Annotated in this window: 14 protein-coding genes; 11 read left to right on the top strand and 3 right to left on the bottom strand. The window is 71.3% G+C overall.

Annotated features, from left to right (window positions below):
- Window positions 1-175: 175 nt before the first annotated feature.
- The 3 genes from ACZ7HQ_RS30990 to ACZ7HQ_RS30980 all read left to right on the top strand — a co-directional run bounded on the left by ACZ7HQ_RS30990 (window position 176) and on the right by ACZ7HQ_RS30980 (window position 4,644).
- Complete coding sequence (locus tag ACZ7HQ_RS30990) at window positions 176-1,984, top strand: ABC transporter ATP-binding protein (RefSeq protein WP_470996917.1); 1,809 nt, start codon at window positions 176-178, stop codon at window positions 1,982-1,984.
- Window positions 1,981-3,852: an ABC transporter ATP-binding protein gene (locus ACZ7HQ_RS30985; protein WP_470996915.1), complete on the top strand. Its 1,872-nt coding sequence runs from the start codon at window positions 1,981-1,983 to the stop codon at window positions 3,850-3,852. Before ACZ7HQ_RS30990 ends, ACZ7HQ_RS30985 begins: the two co-directional genes overlap by 4 nt.
- Before the next feature lie 267 nt (window positions 3,853-4,119).
- Entirely contained in the window at window positions 4,120-4,644 is a 525-nt protein-coding gene (locus tag ACZ7HQ_RS30980; protein WP_470996913.1) for a hypothetical protein, read from the top strand.
- 76 nt (window positions 4,645-4,720) lie between these two features.
- On the opposite strand, the gene ACZ7HQ_RS30975 is transcribed toward ACZ7HQ_RS30980, so the two are convergent.
- The 3 genes from ACZ7HQ_RS30975 to glgX form a co-directional block, all read right to left on the bottom strand.
- Complete coding sequence (locus ACZ7HQ_RS30975; protein WP_470996911.1) at window positions 4,721-6,145, bottom strand: sulfatase family protein; 1,425 nt, start codon at window positions 6,143-6,145, stop codon at window positions 4,721-4,723.
- A 97-nt stretch (window positions 6,146-6,242) separates the two neighbouring features.
- Window positions 6,243-6,338, bottom strand: coding sequence for a putative leader peptide (locus ACZ7HQ_RS30970; RefSeq protein ID WP_470996909.1), 96 nt, complete (start codon window positions 6,336-6,338; stop codon window positions 6,243-6,245).
- Between the two features lie 127 nt (window positions 6,339-6,465).
- Entirely contained in the window at window positions 6,466-8,712 is a 2,247-nt protein-coding gene (glgX, locus tag ACZ7HQ_RS30965) for a glycogen debranching protein GlgX (protein ID WP_470996907.1), read from the bottom strand.
- A 287-nt stretch (window positions 8,713-8,999) separates the two neighbouring features.
- Between glgX and ACZ7HQ_RS30960 the strand changes: the two genes are divergently transcribed.
- From ACZ7HQ_RS30960 to ACZ7HQ_RS30925, 8 genes are all read left to right on the top strand, one after another.
- Window positions 9,000-10,223 (top strand): L,D-transpeptidase, encoded by a 1,224-nt coding sequence (locus ACZ7HQ_RS30960; protein WP_470996904.1) that lies wholly within the window; start codon window positions 9,000-9,002, stop codon window positions 10,221-10,223.
- A 157-nt stretch (window positions 10,224-10,380) separates the two neighbouring features.
- Window positions 10,381-11,607, top strand: coding sequence for a L,D-transpeptidase (locus ACZ7HQ_RS30955; protein WP_470996901.1), 1,227 nt, complete (start codon window positions 10,381-10,383; stop codon window positions 11,605-11,607).
- An 80-nt stretch (window positions 11,608-11,687) separates the two neighbouring features.
- Entirely contained in the window at window positions 11,688-12,455 is a 768-nt protein-coding gene (locus ACZ7HQ_RS30950) for an enoyl-CoA hydratase/isomerase family protein (RefSeq protein WP_470996898.1), read from the top strand.
- A 319-nt stretch (window positions 12,456-12,774) separates the two neighbouring features.
- A complete protein-coding gene (locus ACZ7HQ_RS30945; RefSeq protein WP_470996895.1) occupies window positions 12,775-13,278 on the top strand; it encodes an ATP-binding protein in 504 nt (167 codons plus the stop codon).
- A gap of 85 nt (window positions 13,279-13,363) precedes the next feature.
- On the top strand, window positions 13,364-14,170 hold the full coding sequence (locus ACZ7HQ_RS30940; protein WP_470996893.1) for a polysaccharide deacetylase family protein: 807 nt from the start codon (window positions 13,364-13,366) through the stop codon (window positions 14,168-14,170).
- Window positions 14,170-15,357 carry a YVTN family beta-propeller repeat protein gene (locus tag ACZ7HQ_RS30935; protein WP_470996890.1) on the top strand — a complete coding sequence of 396 codons (1,188 nt, stop codon included), beginning with the start codon at window positions 14,170-14,172 and terminating at the stop codon, window positions 15,355-15,357. The genes ACZ7HQ_RS30940 and ACZ7HQ_RS30935 overlap by 1 nt, the downstream gene beginning before the upstream one ends.
- A 77-nt stretch (window positions 15,358-15,434) precedes the next feature.
- Complete coding sequence (locus tag ACZ7HQ_RS30930; protein WP_470996887.1) at window positions 15,435-16,055, top strand: ADP-ribosyltransferase; 621 nt, start codon at window positions 15,435-15,437, stop codon at window positions 16,053-16,055.
- 182 nt (window positions 16,056-16,237) lie between these two features.
- Complete coding sequence (locus tag ACZ7HQ_RS30925) at window positions 16,238-16,450, top strand: EF-hand domain-containing protein (RefSeq protein ID WP_356403910.1); 213 nt, start codon at window positions 16,238-16,240, stop codon at window positions 16,448-16,450.
- Window positions 16,451-16,504: the final 54 nt, after the last annotated feature.

Genomic DNA, 16,504 nt, shown 5'->3' with positions numbered 1-16,504 from the left:
CGGGCCCCGGCACATCGGCCGGCCCGCTCGGGCCCGCATCGTCCGATCGGTTGATGCGGCCCTACGACCCCCGTGTGCGGATGCTCGGACAGCCAGGTCGCAGGACCGACGGCGGACCCGGGTACGGCCAAAACCCGGTGGGCGATGTCAGTGCCGGTCCGTACGCTCGCGGTTGATGCCCACGACACGTGCAACCACCGCGACCGACCGTTCCGCCGTCCGCACGCTGCTGCGCCTGTGGCCGTACGTCCGCCCCGTGCGGGCACGGCTGTTCACGGCCGCGTTCGTCGCGATCGTCGCCTCCTGTACGGGGCTGGTGATCCCGCTCGTGCTGAAGTGGATGGTGGACGGGCCGGTCGCCGGCCGGGACCCGGCGGGCGTCCGGCTCGGCGCGCTGTACCTGCTCCTGCTCGGCATCGCCGAGGCGGTCCTGTTCGGTATACGGCGCTGGCTGGTCGCCCGTCCGCTGGCGCACGTCGAGGCGGAGATGCGGGCCGGGCTCTACCGCCGTCTGCAGCGGCTGCCCGTCGCCTTCCACGACCGCTGGGCCTCCGGCCAGCTGCTGTCGCGGGGCACCACCGATCTGATGCTGCTGCGCATGTTCCTCGCCTTCCCGCTGACGTTCCTGCTGGTCAACGGGGTCACGATCCTCGTCGGCGTGGTGATCATGCTGATGCAGGACTGGGTGCTGGGCCTGGTCATCCTCGGTCCCGCCATCCCCGTGATGTGGACCTGCGCGGTCTTCGAGCGGCGGTACGCCGAAGTGGCGCGGCGCGCGCAGGACCAGGTCGGCGACCTGACGACGGTGGTCGAGGAGAGCGTGCTCGGCATCCGCATCATCAAGGGCTTCGGCCGGCACCGCAGCCAGGCACGGTCGTTCCGCGAACTGTCCGTCACCCTGCGGGGCACGGAGCTGCGCAAGGCGCGGCTGCTGGCCGCGATCTGGGGTGTCATCGTGACGCTGCCCGAGCTGGCGATCGGGGCGGCGCTGGTGCTGGGCGCGGTCCGGGTGGCCGACGGTGACCTGTCGGCGGGCACCCTGGTGGCCTTCCTGAGCACGGCGCTCGCCCTGCGGTGGCCCGTGGACTCGATCGGGTTCCTGCTGGCGATGAGCCAGGAGGCGGCGACGGCCACGGAGCGGTACTTCGAGGCGATGGACGAGGAGCCGGAAGCCGTCGTGGCCCCCCGGGCAGCGGCATCCCGCGAGGGTGGGCAGGCGAAACCCGCCACCACCGGACTCCGCTTCGAGAACGTCCGGTTCCGCTACCCCGACGCACCCCCCGGCTCCCCGCCCCTGCTCACCCACATCGACCTCCACATCCGCCCCGGCGAGTCCATGGCCCTGGTCGGCGCCACGGGCAGCGGGAAGACGACGCTCACCGCCCTCGTCCCCCGGCTGCACGAGGTCACCTCCGGCCGTATCACCCTGAACGGCGTCGACATCGCCGCGATGTCCCTGGAGGAGCTGCGCGCCAGGGTCGCCGTCGCCTTCGAGGAACCCACGCTGTTCTCCACGAGCGTCGGCGAGAACGTGCTGATGGGCGCGGCGGACGGCGCGGGCGCGGCGGACCTCGACCGCGCCCTCGCCGTCGCGCAGGCCGGCTTCGTGCACGCCCTCCCCCAGGGCACCGACACCCGCGTCGGCGAGCAGGGCCTCAGCCTCTCCGGTGGCCAGCGCCAGCGCCTCGCGCTGGCCCGCGCGGTGGTGGGCAGACCGGAGTTCCTGGTGCTGGACGACCCGCTGTCCGCCCTGGACGTGCACACGGAGGCCGCCGTGGAGGCCGCGCTGCGGCAGGTCCTCGCCGGCACCACCGCGCTGATCGTGGCCCACCGCCCGTCCACCGTGCTGCTCGCCGACCGGGTCGCCCTGCTCTCGGGCGGCCGGATCGCCGCCGTCGGCACCCACCGGGAACTGCTGCGCGGCAACGCGGAGTACGCACATCTGATGTCCAAAGACGCCAGGGACACGGAGGACCCCCGTTGACCACCACGACCGCCTCCACGCCCACCGCCGGGGACGACGAGCTCCCCGGCCCGCACCGCGAGAGCGGCGGCGGTGACGGGGACGTCTTCGACCGGGACGTCCTGCCCTCCCCGCCCGGCGCCACGGCCGCCCTGCTGCGGTCCTTGCTCGCGCCCCTGAAGGGCAGGGCCGCCCTCACCACCCTCCTCCTGCTGCTCCAGCAGGCGGCGGTGCAGGCGGGCCCGCTTCTGGTGGCGTACGCCATCGACGACGCCGTACCGGCGTTCCGGGACCACCGGCACGGTCCGCTGATCGCGGTGGCCGTGGGCTATCTGCTGTGCGCGCTGCTGTCCGGCGCGCTGCAGTTCGCGTTCATCGAGGCCTCCGCCCGGGTCAGCCAGGACGTGCTGCTCGATCTGCGGGGCCGGATCTTCCGGCACGCGCAGGCGCTGAGCATCGACTTCCACGAGCGCTACACCTCCGGGCGGCTGATCTCCCGGTCCACCACCGACGTCGAGTCGCTGCGCGAACTGCTGGGCGACGGGCTCCAGGAGCTGGTGACCGTCGTGCTGTCCTTCGTCTACATCTCGGCGATGCTGCTGTGGCTTGACCTCGGCCTGGGCGCGGTCGCGGTGGCCTCCTTCGTGCCGCTGTACCTCCTCATACGGCTCTACCAGCGGCGGGCGGGACGGGTCTACCGGGCGCGGTCCACGGCGATCGCGGCCGTGATCGTGAAGTTCGTGGAGACGATGAACGGCATCCGTCCGGTGCGCGCGTTCCGCCGGGAGGCCGCGAACGACGCCGAGTTCGCCGTCCTCAACCAGCGGCACGAGCGGACGAACGGGGACGCCCTGCTGGAGATGGCCCGCTATGTGGTCGGTTCGCGGCTGGTGGCCAACACGGCGGTGGCCGGGATCGTGCTGTGGGGCGCCTACCGGGTGGCGTCCGGCTCGCTGGAACTGGGCGTCCTGGCGGCGGCGGTGCTGTATCTGCGCCGGCTGTACGACCCGATCGACCGGCTCGGCATGTTCCTGAACTCCTACCAGTCAGCGGCCGCCTCCCTGGAGAAGATCGCCGGTCTGCTGGCGCAGGCCCCGTCCGTGCCGGAGCCCGCGCAGCCACGTGAACTTCCGCCGCCGAAGGACGGCTTCCCGGGCCGTGAGGTCGTCTTCGACGGCGTCCGCTTCGCCTACCGCACCGGCGGCGAGGTGCTGCCCCGCTTCGACCTGACCCTCCCGGCGGGGCAGACGGTCGCCGTGGTCGGCTCCACGGGTGCGGGCAAGTCCACCCTCGCCAAGCTCCTCGCCCGCTTCTACGACCCCTCCGGCGGCCGTGTGCTGCTGGACGGGGTGGATCTGCGCGAGCTGTCCGTGCCGGAACTGCGGCGCGGGGTGGTGATGGTGACCCAGGAGGCGTTCCTGTTCTCCGGCACGGTCGCCGACAACATCGCCATCGGCCGGCCCGACGCCACCCGCGAGGAGATCGAGCGGGCGGCGAAGGCGATCGGCGCGCACGAGTTCATCAGCGCCCTGCCCGACGGCTACGACACCGACGTCCGCAAGCGCGGCGGCCGGATCTCCGCCGGTCAGCGCCAACTGGTGGCCTTCGCCCGGGCGTTGCTCGCCGACCCGGCGGTGCTGATCCTGGACGAGGCGACCAGCTCGCTGGACATCCCGGGTGAGCGGGCCGTGCAGCGGGCCATGGCGACGGTGCTGCGGGGCCGTACGGCGGTGGTGATCGCCCACCGGCTGTCCACCGTGGAGATCGCGGACCGGGTGCTGGTGATGGAGCACGGCCGGGTCGTCGAGGACGGCCGGCCGGAGGAACTGATCGGCGGCACGGGCCGGTTCGCGGATCTGCACAGGGCGTGGCGGGAAAGTCTGGCGTAGGCACCCGGTTCAGCGGGCGTTCACCCGGGCTATGGTGGGTGGTTGACGGGCGATCACGCCTTCGGCGGCGCCGCTCGGGGCCTCTCCGCCCGGCGCGATGTCAAGGGCGCGTCAAGGCCACGCCTCGTCCTGTCCTCCCGTGGATAAACGTTCAATCAAGGGAACTCTCGGTCGGGCAAAGGGGTCTACTCGCATAGATGATCCCGGTGCTGTCATGCCCACGACCGCCCGGAATCTCTGCCGGGCACCGCACCGGGAGAACCCCACATGTCCCGAATACCGCGCCCCCTGGTGACCGCCCTCTCCTCGTTCGCCCTCGCCGCCGCCGGCCTCACCGTCACCACCGGCTCCGCCCACGCCGCCAGTTGCAGCCAGGCCTACCTGCCCCTGCCCGACTCGGCCTGTACGCCCGGCGCCCTCAACCCCGACGTCACCCAGGACACCATCGACTCGACCATCTGCGTCTCCGGCTGGACCGCCACCGTACGGCCGCCCAGCTCCTACACCACCGCGCTGAAGAAACAGCAGATCGTCGAGTACGGCTACTCCGACACCAACCTCTCGGACTACGAGGAGGACCACTTCGTCCCGCTCGAACTCGGCGGAGCCCCGAAGGACCCGGAGAACCTCTGGCCGGAGCCGCACTACGGCGACGAGACGTCCTCGAACAAGGACACCGTCGAGAACAAGCTGAAGAAGGCGGTCTGCGCCGGTGACGTCAGCCTCACCGACGCACAGAACGCGATCATGACCGACTGGACGACCGCCCTCTCCAGCCTCGGCCTGAGCTGAGCCTTCATCCGGGATCCGGCGGCCCGCACCCTCTCAGGGCCGGGCCGCCCACCCCTCCCCGGGAACCCGCGGATCCCTACGCGGCCGGATACGGGAGCAGGCCGCTCGCGATCCGCTCCCAGCTCGCCCTCAGCTCGGCCAGCAACTCCGGCCGGTCCGGGGCCAGATCAGCCTGCTCCCGCAGGTCGGCCCCGAGGTCGTAGAGGTGGTCGACGCCGTCGGCGTCCTGGTAGTACTTCCAGTCCCCGCGGCGCAGCGCGCGGTTCGCGCGGACCCGCCAGAACAGGTCCCGCTCGGGCAGCCGTTCGCCGCGCAGCAGGTAACCGGCGAGGCTGGTGCCGTCGAGCGGGTGGTCGGGGTCGGGCCGGGCGCCGCCCAGCTCCAGCAGGGTCGCGGTCCAGTCGGGTGAGAAGTTCGGCTCGTGGCTGACCTGGTGGCCGTCGATGCGGGCCGGCCAGCGCACGATGGCCGGCACCCGGATGCCGCCCTCCTGGAGCACGGACTTCTCACCGCTCAGCGGCCACAGGTACGACCAGCGCTCGCCGCCGTTGTCACTGGCGAACAGCACCAGGGTGTTCTCCTCCTGCCCGGAGCGGCGCAGCGCGTCGAGCACTTCGCCGACGGCCGCGTCCAGGCTCTGCACCATCTCGGTGTACTTGGCGACCGAACCGCCGTCGTGGTGGCCCAGGGCCTTGGTGACCTCCGCCTGGGACTTCGCGGCCCGGATCCTCGCGGCGATCTGCGCGCCGGTCTCCTCGTCGCCCTCGGCGAGCCAGGGCCAGTGCGGGGTGGTGAAGTTGAGGTTCAGCAGCCAGGGCCGGTCGTGCTCGCGGCCGACGTACTCCACGGCCCGCTCGGTCAGCACGGTCGTGTAGTACCGCAGGTCCTTGTACTCGGCGTCGCCCTCGTACAGGTCGTACGTGCCGAGCTGGCCGAGCTTGGAGAAGTACTCCAGGACGCCGCCGAAGTTGCCGAAGAACTCGTCCCAGCCGGACCTGGTGGGGCTGTGGTCGGGCAGCCAGCCGCAGTGCCACTTGCCGATCATGGCCGTCGAGTAGCCCGCCTTCTTCAGCAGGGAGGCGAGGGTGGGGTGGTCCGGATCCAGACCCTGGGTCCGGTCGGCGACGGGCTCCGCGAGGCCGCCCTCGGTACGGCCCGGGTAGCGGCCGGTGTAGAGGCTGAAGCGGGTGGGGGAGCAGGTCGCCGAGCCCGAGTAGGCGTCGGTGAAGCGCACACCCTGGCGGGCCAGGCGGTCCAGGTGCGGGGTCTTGATGTGCGGGGCGCCGTAGCAGGACAGATCGGCCCAGCCGAGGTCGTCGCCCAGGATGACCAGCAGGTTCGGGCGCAGGGCGTGGGCGGCCGTCGTACGGGCCCGGAAGGGGCGCTCGGCGGGGACGGCGCCACGGACGGCTTCCGCGGGGGTCGCGGCGGCGCCGGCGACGGCGGTGACCGCGCCGCCGCCGAGCAGCCCGCCGAAGGTACGGCGTGAGATGTCGGGCATGCGGGATCCTCGAAACGGCCGTACCCAGGGACAGGGCACGGCGAGGGCAAGGAGGGAAGAAAAAAGGGGGAGAGAAGAACGCCGGGGTGACTTCGGCTCAGCGACAGATGGCGCTGGACTGCCGGCACAGATCGACGTGACGCCGCTCCACGAGCGCGACGTACGCGCACCGGTGTTCCGTGGCAGGCCTCATGATCAGAAGACCGTGCCAGGGGTCGGCCGGGCCGTCAAGAAGGTGTCCGGCAGGCGGGATCACGGCGCCCCCGCTCGAAGAGGGCGTGGCCCGCGTGCCGGTACCGGGCAGGGGCGCTCACACCGGCTCAGACCACGCGCAGCAGCAGCACCGCCCGCTCCGGCACGGTGACTTCCGTCCCCGCCGCATGGACCGTGCCCGGGATGTCCGCCTGCTCCTCCCGGGAGGTGTCCACGATCACCTCGTACCGCTCGGCCCACGGCGGCCCCGGCAGCACGAAGCCCGTCGGGGCGTCGCCCGCGTGCAGGACCGCGAGGAAACTGTCGTCCGTGACCGGCGCCCCCCGCTCGTCCCGGCCCGGGATGTCCCGCCCGGAGAGGTACATGCCGAGCGTGGCCGCGGGGGCGTACCAGTCGCCCTCGGTCATCTCCACGCCCCGCGCGGTGAACCAGGCCAGGTCGCGCAGTCCGTCCGCCGAGTGGGCGCGGCCCGAGAAGAAGGCGCGGCGGCGCAGCACCGGATGCCGGTGGCGCAGGGCGATCAGCCGGGAGGTCAGGTCGCACAGGGGCCGCCAGGCGGGGTCGTCCAGCAGGGACCAGTCCAGCCAGCTGATCTCGTTGTCCTGGCAGTAGGCGTTGTTGTTGCCGCGCTGGGTGCGGCCGAGTTCGTCACCGGCCACCAGCATCGGCACGCCGGTGGACAGCAGCAGGGTGGTCAGCAGGTTGCGCAGCTGGCGGCGGCGCAGGGCCCGGATCCGCTCGTCGTCCGTCTCTCCCTCCGCCCCGCAGTTCCAGGCGCGGTTGTCGTCGGTGCCGTCCCGGTTGCCCTCGCCGTTGGCCTCGTTGTGCTTGCGCTCGTACGACACCAGGTCGCGCAGCGTGAACCCGTCGTGCGCGGTGACGAAGTTGACGGAGGCGAACGGGCGGCGGCCGCCCCAGGCGTACAGGTCGCTGGAGCCGGACAGCCGGTAGCCGATCTCGCGGACGTCCGGCAGGGCGTGCCGCCAGAAGTCCCGGACCGCGTTGCGGTAACGGTCGTTCCACTCGGTCCACAGCGGGGGGAAGGCCCCCACCTGGTAGCCGCCCGATCCGATGTCCCAGGGCTCGGCGATGAGCTTCACCCGGCGCAGCACGGGGTCCTGGGCGATGACCGCCAGGAACGGGGACAGCATGTCGACGTCGTGCATCGAGCGGGCCAGCGCCGCCGCGAGGTCGAAGCGGAAGCCGTCCACGCCCATCTCGGTCACCCAGTAGCGCAGCGAGTCGGTGATCAGCCGCAGCACCTGGGGCTGCACCACGTGCAGGGTGTTGCCGCAGCCGGTGTAGTCGGCGTACCGGCGGGCGTCGTCCTGGAGCCGGTAGTAGCCGCGGTTGTCGATGCCCTTCAGGGACAGGGTCGGACCCAGTTCGCCCGCCTCCGCGGTGTGGTTGTAGACCACGTCGAGGATGACCTCGATGCCGGCCGCGTGCAGTGCGCGCACCATCCGTTTGAACTCGCCGACCTGCCCTCCCGTCGTACCGGAGGCGGCGTAGGCGGCGTGCGGGGCGAAGTAGCCGATGGAGTTGTAGCCCCAGTAGTTGCGCAGGCCCCGGCGGAGCAGGTGGTCCTCGTGCGCGAACTGGTGGACGGGGAGCAGTTCGACGGCCGTCACGCCCAGGCGCACCAGGTGCTCGATCGCCGCGGGGTGCGCCAGCCCGGCGTACGTGCCGCGCAGGTCCTCGGGGATGCCCGGGTGCAGCTTCGTGAAGCCGCGCACATGCAGCTCGTAGATCACCGAGTCCGCCCAGGGCGTCTTGGGCCGCCGGTCGTCGGACCAGTCGTCGTCATCGTGCACCACGACGCCCTTGGGGACGTACGGCGCCGAGTCCCGGTCGTCGCGCACGGTGTCGGCGACGTACTGCTCGGGCCAGTCCCGGACGTGCCCGTACGCCTCCGGCGGCAGCCCGAACTCCCCGTCCACCGCCCGCGCGTACGGGTCCAGCAGCAGCTTGGCCGGGTTCCAGCGGGCGCCGGTCCACGGGTCCCAGCGGCCGTCCACCCGGTAGCCGTACCGCTGACCCGGCAGCACGCCCGGTACGAAGCCGTGCCAGATCTCGTGCGTCAGTTCGGTCAGCCGGACCCGGGTCTCCCGCCCCCGCTCGTCGAACAGGCAGACCCGGACCGCCTCCGCCCCGCCCGCCCACAGCGCGAAGTTGGTGCCGGCGACCCCGTCCGGGCCCACCCGGAACCGGGCGCCCAGCGGCGTCGGGGCGCCCGGCCACACCACCGGGGACGGCACCGCGGCGCGCCGGGCGCCGTTCACCACGGCCGGCTGCTGCCCGGTCCCGGCGGCCGGCTCCCCGGCCGGTGCCCGCTGCTCGGCTGCGCTCGTCACGTGTCGGCCCCTCTTTCAGTGGCTCGCCCCCGGGGCGGCGCAGTCGGCCGTGCCGACGGGCCGAGCGTGCCCCTCGGCACACCCGGCCGGCCGGTACGGCTGCGCCCCGACGGCAGGGGGCGCCCTCTGGATCGCACTTTCCGTCCCTTTCAGCGGTCCGATCCAAGAAGGCGCCCCCTCCGGCGCGGGCGCGGCGGCTCCCCAGCGTGTCGTCCTTCCCTCTGTTCTGCCCAGTGCGTGGGTCGCACTCACGTTTCCCCGGGGCGGGCCCGGTCGTTGAGTCCCGCGTGAGGCACGTACAAGGACGCGCGCGGCGCGCGTGGGTCGCGCTGGCCGCCGTAGTGACATCGGCGGCACTGCTGGCAGGCTGCTCTTTCGGGGGCTCCGGCCCGCTCGGGCTGGGCGGAGCGCTCGGCAAACCCCCGGCACCCGAGGACGTCATCCATGTCACCCCCGACGACGACAGCAAGGCCGTCCGCCCCGACCAGCGGCTGCTGGTGCGGGTGCCCGACGGGCGCCTGGAGAAGGTGACCGTCGTGAAGTCGCAGGACGCCCAGGACTTCCCGGTCCCCGGGCACATCAGCGAGGACGGCATGACCTGGCGGCCGGACCGGGACCGGCTGGCGCTCGCCGCCAAGTACACCGTGGACGTGGTGGCGCGGGACGCGGGCGGCCGCCGCTCGGCCCGGCACACCACCTTCACCACACTTGTCCCGGATGAACGGTTCATCGGCTACGTCACCCCCGAGAACCGGGCCACCGTCGGCACCGGCATGATCGTCTCCCTCACCTTCAGCCGGGAGATCACCGACCGCGCCGCCGTCGAACGGGCCATCCGGGTCAGCGCCCGCCCGGCCGTCGAGATCCGCCCGCACTGGTTCGGCAAGAGCCGACTGGACTTCCGCCCCGAGCAGTACTGGAAACCCGGCACCGAGGTCACCGTCGACCTCCACCTGCGGGACGTCCAGGGAGCGCCCGGCGTCTACGGGCTGCAGGACAAGACCTTCTCCTTCACCGTCGGCCGCAGCCAGGTCTCCCTGGTGGACGCGGAGGAGCACACCATGGAGGTCCGCAGGGACGGCCGGCTGCTCGCCACCGTGCCGGTCACCGCGGGCGCCCCGAAACATCCCACCTACAACGGCAAGATGGTGGTGATGGACATGCTGGAGGTCACCCGCATGAACAGCCAGACGGTCGGCCTCGGCGCCGAGTACGACATCCCCGACGTCCCGCACGCCATGCGGCTCACCGACTCCGGCACCTTCCTGCACGGCAACTACTGGAACCCGGACGCCCCCGGCGTCGTCAACATCAGCCACGGCTGCGTGGGCCTGAGGGACGTCAAGGGCGGCAGTTCGGACACCCCCGCGGGCTGGTTCTTCGACCGCAGCCTCATCGGTGACGTCGTCGAAGTCGTCAACAGCAAGGACAAGACGGTCGCCCCCGACAACGGCCTCGGCGGGTGGAACATGGGCTGGAAGGAGTGGAAGGCGGGCGGCGCGGTGAAGTAACCGGGTGAGGGGCCGGGGTTCGGGCGGCGGTGACAGGCGGAAGTTGCGACGGAACGGTGACATTCGCCTGACACCCTGCTCAAAACCGGGCGGTTAATATGCGCGGACCAATGTGGTGGGGAGCGTGCCGGACCAGGTCCGGCGAGGGGAGAACGCGTTGAACGTGCGGCCTATATCGGGGGCGTCGGGGGCGGGGCGACGAGGCCGTGGGGGGCCGGCTCTCATAGCCGGCGCCCTGGTGCTCTGCCTCGCGGCCTGCGGCGGGGGCGGCGGCAAGGGTGCGGGCAAGGACAAGGACGGCGGCACGCAGCAGGCGGGGCAGCAGTCCACCGCCACCGTGACCATATCGCCCAAGTCCGGTGCCACCGGCGTCGACACCAGCGGCGCACTCAAGGTGGACGTCGCCAAGGGCAAACTGAGCGAGGTCACCGTCAAGGACGCCAAGGGCCGGGCGGTGGCCGGCACCATCACCGGCGGCGGCGCGTCCTGGACGCCGTCGGCCCATCTGGCCGCCTCCACCAAGTACTCCGTGCACGCGGTCGCCAAGGACGACCAGGGCCGCGCGGCCGCCGAGGACTCCTCCTTCACCACCCTGACCCCGAAGAACACCTTCCTCGGCTACTTCACCCCCGAGGACGGCTCCACCGTCGGCGTCGGCATGCCGTTCTCCGTCAACTTCACCCGGGGCATCACCCACCCCGACGCCGTCGAGAAGGCCATCACGATCAGGACCGAGCCGGCCGTCGACGTCGAGGGCCACTGGTTCGGCAACGACCGCCTGGACTTCCGGCCCGAGAAGTACTGGAAGGAAGGCACCAAGGTCACCGTCGACCTGAACCTGGACGGGGTCGAGGGCCGCGGCGGTGTCTACGGCAAGCAGCACAAGACCATCAAGTTCACCATCGGCCGCAACCAGGTCTCCGTCGTGGACGCCAAGAAGCACACGATGAAGGTCACCCAGGACGGCAAGGTCATCAAGACCATCCCGGTCACCACCGGCAAGCCCGGCTACGACACCTGGAACGGCCAGATGGTCATCAGCGAGAAGCTGGCGGTCACCCGCATGAACGGCGAGACCGTCGGCTACGGCGGCGAGTACGACATCAAGGACGTCCCGCACGCCCTGCGCCTGACCACCTCCGGCACCTTCCTGCACGGCAACTACTGGGGCGGCGGCGCCTTCGGCAACTACAACGCCAGCCACGGCTGCGTCGGCCTGCGTGACGTCCGCGGCGGCTACGACAGCTCCACCCCGGCGGCCTGGATGTTCAGCCACTCGATCATCGGCGACGTGGTGGTCGTGAAGAACGCCCACGACCGGACGGTGGACCCCGCCAACGGGTTCAACGGCTGGAACATGTCGTGGGCGGACTGGACGAAGTGACCCCTCACTGACGTACGGACCCGGTGCTGTGATCCACGGCACCGGGTCCATTGTCGTTAGTGGCCGTTAACCTGACCTGCATGACCGTCTCTCTCGAAGTCGCCGAAGGCGTCGGAACCCTGCGCCTGGACCGTCCGCCGATGAACGCGCTGGACGTCGCCACCCAGGACCGGCTGAAGGAGCTCGCCGAGGAGGCCACGCGCCGCGACGACGTGCGCGCCGTGGTGATCTACGGCGGCGAGCGGGTGTTCGCGGCGGGCGCGGACATCAAGGAAATGCAGAACATGGACCACACCGCGATGGTCCTGCGCGCCCGGGCCCTGCAGGACTCCTTCACGGCCGTCGCCCGCATCCCCAAGCCCGTCGTCGCCGCGATCACCGGCTACGCCCTCGGGGGCGGCTGCGAGCTGGCCCTGTGCGCCGACTACCGCATCGCCGCCGAGAACGCCAAGCTCGGCCAGCCCGAGATCCTGCTCGGCCTGATCCCGGGCGCCGGCGGCACCCAGCGGCTGCCCCGCCTGGTCGGCCCGTCCAAGGCCAAGGACCTCATCTTCACGGGCCGCCAGGTCAAGGCCGACGAGGCCCTGGCGATCGGCCTGGTGGACCGGGTCGTCCCGGCCGCCGAGGTGTACGAGCAGGCGCACGCCTGGGCCGCGAAGCTCGCCCAGGGCCCGTCGATCGCCCTGCGCGCCGCGAAGGAGTCGGTCGACACGGGCCTGGAGACCGACATCGACACCGGACTGGCCGTCGAACGGAACTGGTTCGCGGGCCTGTTCGCCACCGAGGACCGCGAGCGCGGTATGCGCAGCTTCGTGGAGGAGGGGCCGGGCAAGGCGAAGTTCCTCTGAGCTCCGGCGAGTTCCGCCGGCCGTCAGCGATGTGAACTTCCCCGTAACTCCTGCGGGTCCTCTTGCAATTGACGCCTCGTCTCCTCCGGGTCCCTCGATGGAGCGGTTTATGGGAGCCTTAAGGCAACCTTAAGCCTGCTCGGTCGAGGGAGCCTGTCGATTGCCCGGAAGTGAGCCGTCCTCGCAGGTCAATCGGGCCCTACCGACCAGTGACATGCCGTTGGCATATGTCGGTCGCCCGGCGGAGGCCGGGGGCGTACAGGGGGCGTATTCCTCCGGAACGGCCCCCAAGACGGCCCCGGGCCGCCATCATGGGGGCATGGCGGGGCTGGAGGGCATCGAACAGCCGCGGGGACACAGCCGTGCGGCCGCGGCACGCTGGTCGCCCGCGGTCGAGGACGAACAGGCGCTCAAGGCGCTCGAACTGTTCGGCAACCCGACGGAGGCGGAGGTACCGCTGCCGTCCCGTCCGGAATCCGCGGCCACCGCCCGCCGGCTCGCCCAGGTCGTCGTCCTGCGCACCTGGCGGCTGACCCCCAAGCTGGCCGAGGACGCGGTCTTACTCGTGTCCGAACTGGTCGGCAACGCCGTCCGGCACACCGGCGCCCGGGTCTTCGGCCTCCGGATGCGACGCCGCACCGGCTGGATCCGCGTCGAGGTCCGCGACCCCTCGCGCGGCCTGCCCTGTCTGATGCCGGTGCAGGAACTGGACGTCAGCGGTCGCGGACTGTTCCTCGTGGACAAGCTCTCCGACCGATGGGGCGTGGACCTGCTGCCGCGCGGCAAGACGACGTGGTTCGAGATGCGGGTTGCCGACAGGTAGCGCGTGCACGACATCGTCCTTACGGCGACCCGAAATCATCCTCCTTTCGGGCCAATCGGCGGTTTTCTTACCTAACGCCCCTTAAATGGTGCGGGTGACCACCACCAACCGACGCGAGGTGCTGCGCGCGGGCGCCGGGCTCGTCGCCGGCGGCGCGCTCGCCGCCGGTTGCGGCGCGGGCCACGCCGCCCCGTCCCCCACCCCGACCGCCACGTCCCCGTCCGACGCCTCCGCCTCCGACCGGCCCACGGCCAGCGCCAAGGCGGCCCCCGCCCCGCGCGCCTACCCCGCACAGCCCGCCCAGATCACCCACGGCCCGCGCAACCGCCCCCAGGTCGCCCTCACCTTCCACGGCCAGGGCGACCCCGCGATCGCCCACTCCCTGCTCGCCACGGCCGAGCAGCACGGCGCCCGGCTCACCGTGCTCGCCGTCGGCACCTGGCTCGACGAACACCCCGACGTCGCCCGACGGATCCTCGACGGCGGTCACGACCTCGGCAATCACACCCAGCGGCACATTTCCGTCAACGCCCTGTCCGAGGCGGCCGCCCGCAAGGAGATCACGGACTGCGCGGACCGGCTCAAGCGGCTCACCGGATCCATCGGCACCTGGTTCCGTCCCTCCCGCTCGCCGACCGCCTCCCCGCTGGTCGCCCGGCTCGCCCGCGCCGCCGGTTACCCGCACGTGCTGTCGTACGACGTCGACTCGCTCGACTACACCCGCCCCGGCGCCGCCGCCGTCACCCGCAACGTCCTCGCCGAAGTGCGCGGCGGGTCGGTGGTGAGCCTGCACTTCGGGTACCCGGACACGGTCGCCGCCCTCCCCGACCTCCTCCACGAACTCGGCCGCCGCAAACTGCGCGCGGTCACCACCACGGAGCTGCTGAGCTGATGCGAACCATGAAAGCCGCCCGCCTGCTGGCCGCCGGTGCTGCCCTCACCGCCCTGGCGCTGCTGTCCGCATGCGATTCCGGCTCCTCCCGCCACGAGAACGAGGCCGTCGTCAGCAAGGCGCCGGTGCAGCCGCGGGTGAACGAGGCCCGGGTGAACGTGCTGCCCGGGATGCCGCCCGTCGAGGACCCCAAGGACCTCTACTCCGCCGACCGCCCGGGCCTGCTCTCGCCGGTCGTCAGGGACTTCCCGTCCCGGGTGTACGTCCCCAACACCAACTCCGACACCGTCACCGTCATCGACCCGAAGACCTACAAGGTCATCGACACCCTCCCGGTCGGCCGGCAGCCCCAGCACGTCGTACCGTCCTGGGACCTGAAGACCCTCTGGGTCAACAACGACCTCGGCAACAGTCTCACCCCGATCGACCCGAGGACCGGCAAGGCCGGCAAGCCGGTCGCCGTCCACGACCCCTACAACCTGTACTTCACGCCCGACGGCAAGTACGCCGTCGTCATGGCCTCCATGGACCGCGCGCTCGTCTTCCGCGACGCCCACACCATGAAGGTCGTCAAGTCCGTGCCGGTCAGCTGCTACGGCGTCAACCACGCCGACTTCTCACCGGACGGACGCTACTTCATCGTCTCCTGCGAGTTCAGCGGTGAGGTCCTCAAGGTCGACACCGCGAAGATGAAGGTCCTCGAGCAGGAGAAGCTGCCGTTCCACGGAGCGATGCCGCAGGACGTCAAGATCTCCCCGGACGGCAAGCTGTTCTACATCGCCGACATGATGGCCAACGGCGTGTGGATCCTGGACGGCGACAAGTTCACCCGGCCCCGCTTCCTCTCCACCGGCAAGGGCGCCCACGGCCTCTACGTCAGCCGCGACTCCCGCGAGATGTACGTCTCCAACCGCGGCGAGGGCACCATCTCCGTCTTCGACTTCAACCAGAAACGGCTCACCAAGAAGTGGCGCCTGCCCGGCGGCGGCAGCCCCGACATGGGCGGCGTCTCGGCCGACGGCAAGGTGCTGTGGCTGTCCGGCCGCTACAACTCCGAGGTGTACGCCATCGACACCGGCACCGGCAGGGAGCTGGCCCGTATCAAGGTCGGCCGCGGTCCGCACGGTCTCGCCGTCTACCCGCAGCCGGGCCGCTACTCGCTCGGGCACACCGGCATCTTCCGCTGACGGAAGGTCAGGGGGACACGCCGCCGAACGGGTGATGATCCACCGTCCGCCGCCGGTGAGCCGCGATCGTGTCGGGCATGATCGCAACTCGCCTGCGGCGGCGGTTCGTTGCCGCCGTCCTGTCCCTCGGCGCCGTCCTCGCGACCACGGCCGCCACCGCCCCCACGGCCCCTTCCCGCACGGCCACCGGCTCGGCGGCCCCCGCCAAGGCCGCCCCCGCCTGCCCCCAGTTCGACGACAGGATCAAGGCCGCCGCCGACCGGCGCGTCGACATCGACCGGATCACCCCGGCGCCCGCCTGGCGCACCACCTGCGGCACGCTGTGGCGCAACGACAACCGGGCGCCGGAGACCATCTTCGAAGAGGGCTTCCTCCCGCGGGACGTGGTCAACGGCCAGTACGACATCGAGAAGTACGTCCTCGTCAACCAGCCCTCGCCGTACGTGTCCACGACGTACGACCACGACCTCTTCAAGACCTGGAAGTCCAAGTACAACTACTACATCGACGCACCCGGCGGTATCGACGTCAACAAGACCATCGGCGACACCCACAAGTGGGCCGACCAGGTCGAGGTCGCCTTCCCCGGCGGCATCGCCCGGCAGTACGTCATCGGCGCCTGCCCGGTGGACAAGCCGACGAAGACGGAGATCCTGGACGGCTGCGTCAGCAATCCGTACTACCGCCCGTGGCACTGACGGCGGGCAGCCGGTGACCTCGGCCGACTGACGGCCGTGATCAGGGCCGAGCAGCAGCCCCCGAGGTCCCAGCAGGAGGCCGGCTGGGTGGCCGCGGCGCTGAAGGCCGGACCGGGCCGTTAATCTGACCAGCGTCAGTACGCCAGCACGGCATGAGAAACACGACCAAAAGGGGCGGATCGGTGGCGGACATCGAGGAAGCACGCAAGCAGTTCCAGCGGATCGACGCGGACGGTGACGGATTCATCACCGCCGCCGAGTTCAAGTCCGCCCTGGCCCAGGAGGGTGACTGGAACGTCACCGAGACGGTCGCCGCGGCCATCATCAGGACCCGCGACCTCAACGGCGACAAGGTCCTGTCCTTCGACGAGTTCTGGGCCTACCTGAACAAGTGACCGCTCCCTCCCCCGCAGGGGAGGGGATTCCCGGCTCAGGCCGGACCGGTCCGA

The organism is Streptomyces sp. NPDC037290 (assembly GCF_055603245.1).
The sequence above is the reverse complement of the archived record's forward strand: the minus strand, read 5'-3'. Positions and strand labels throughout refer to the sequence as shown.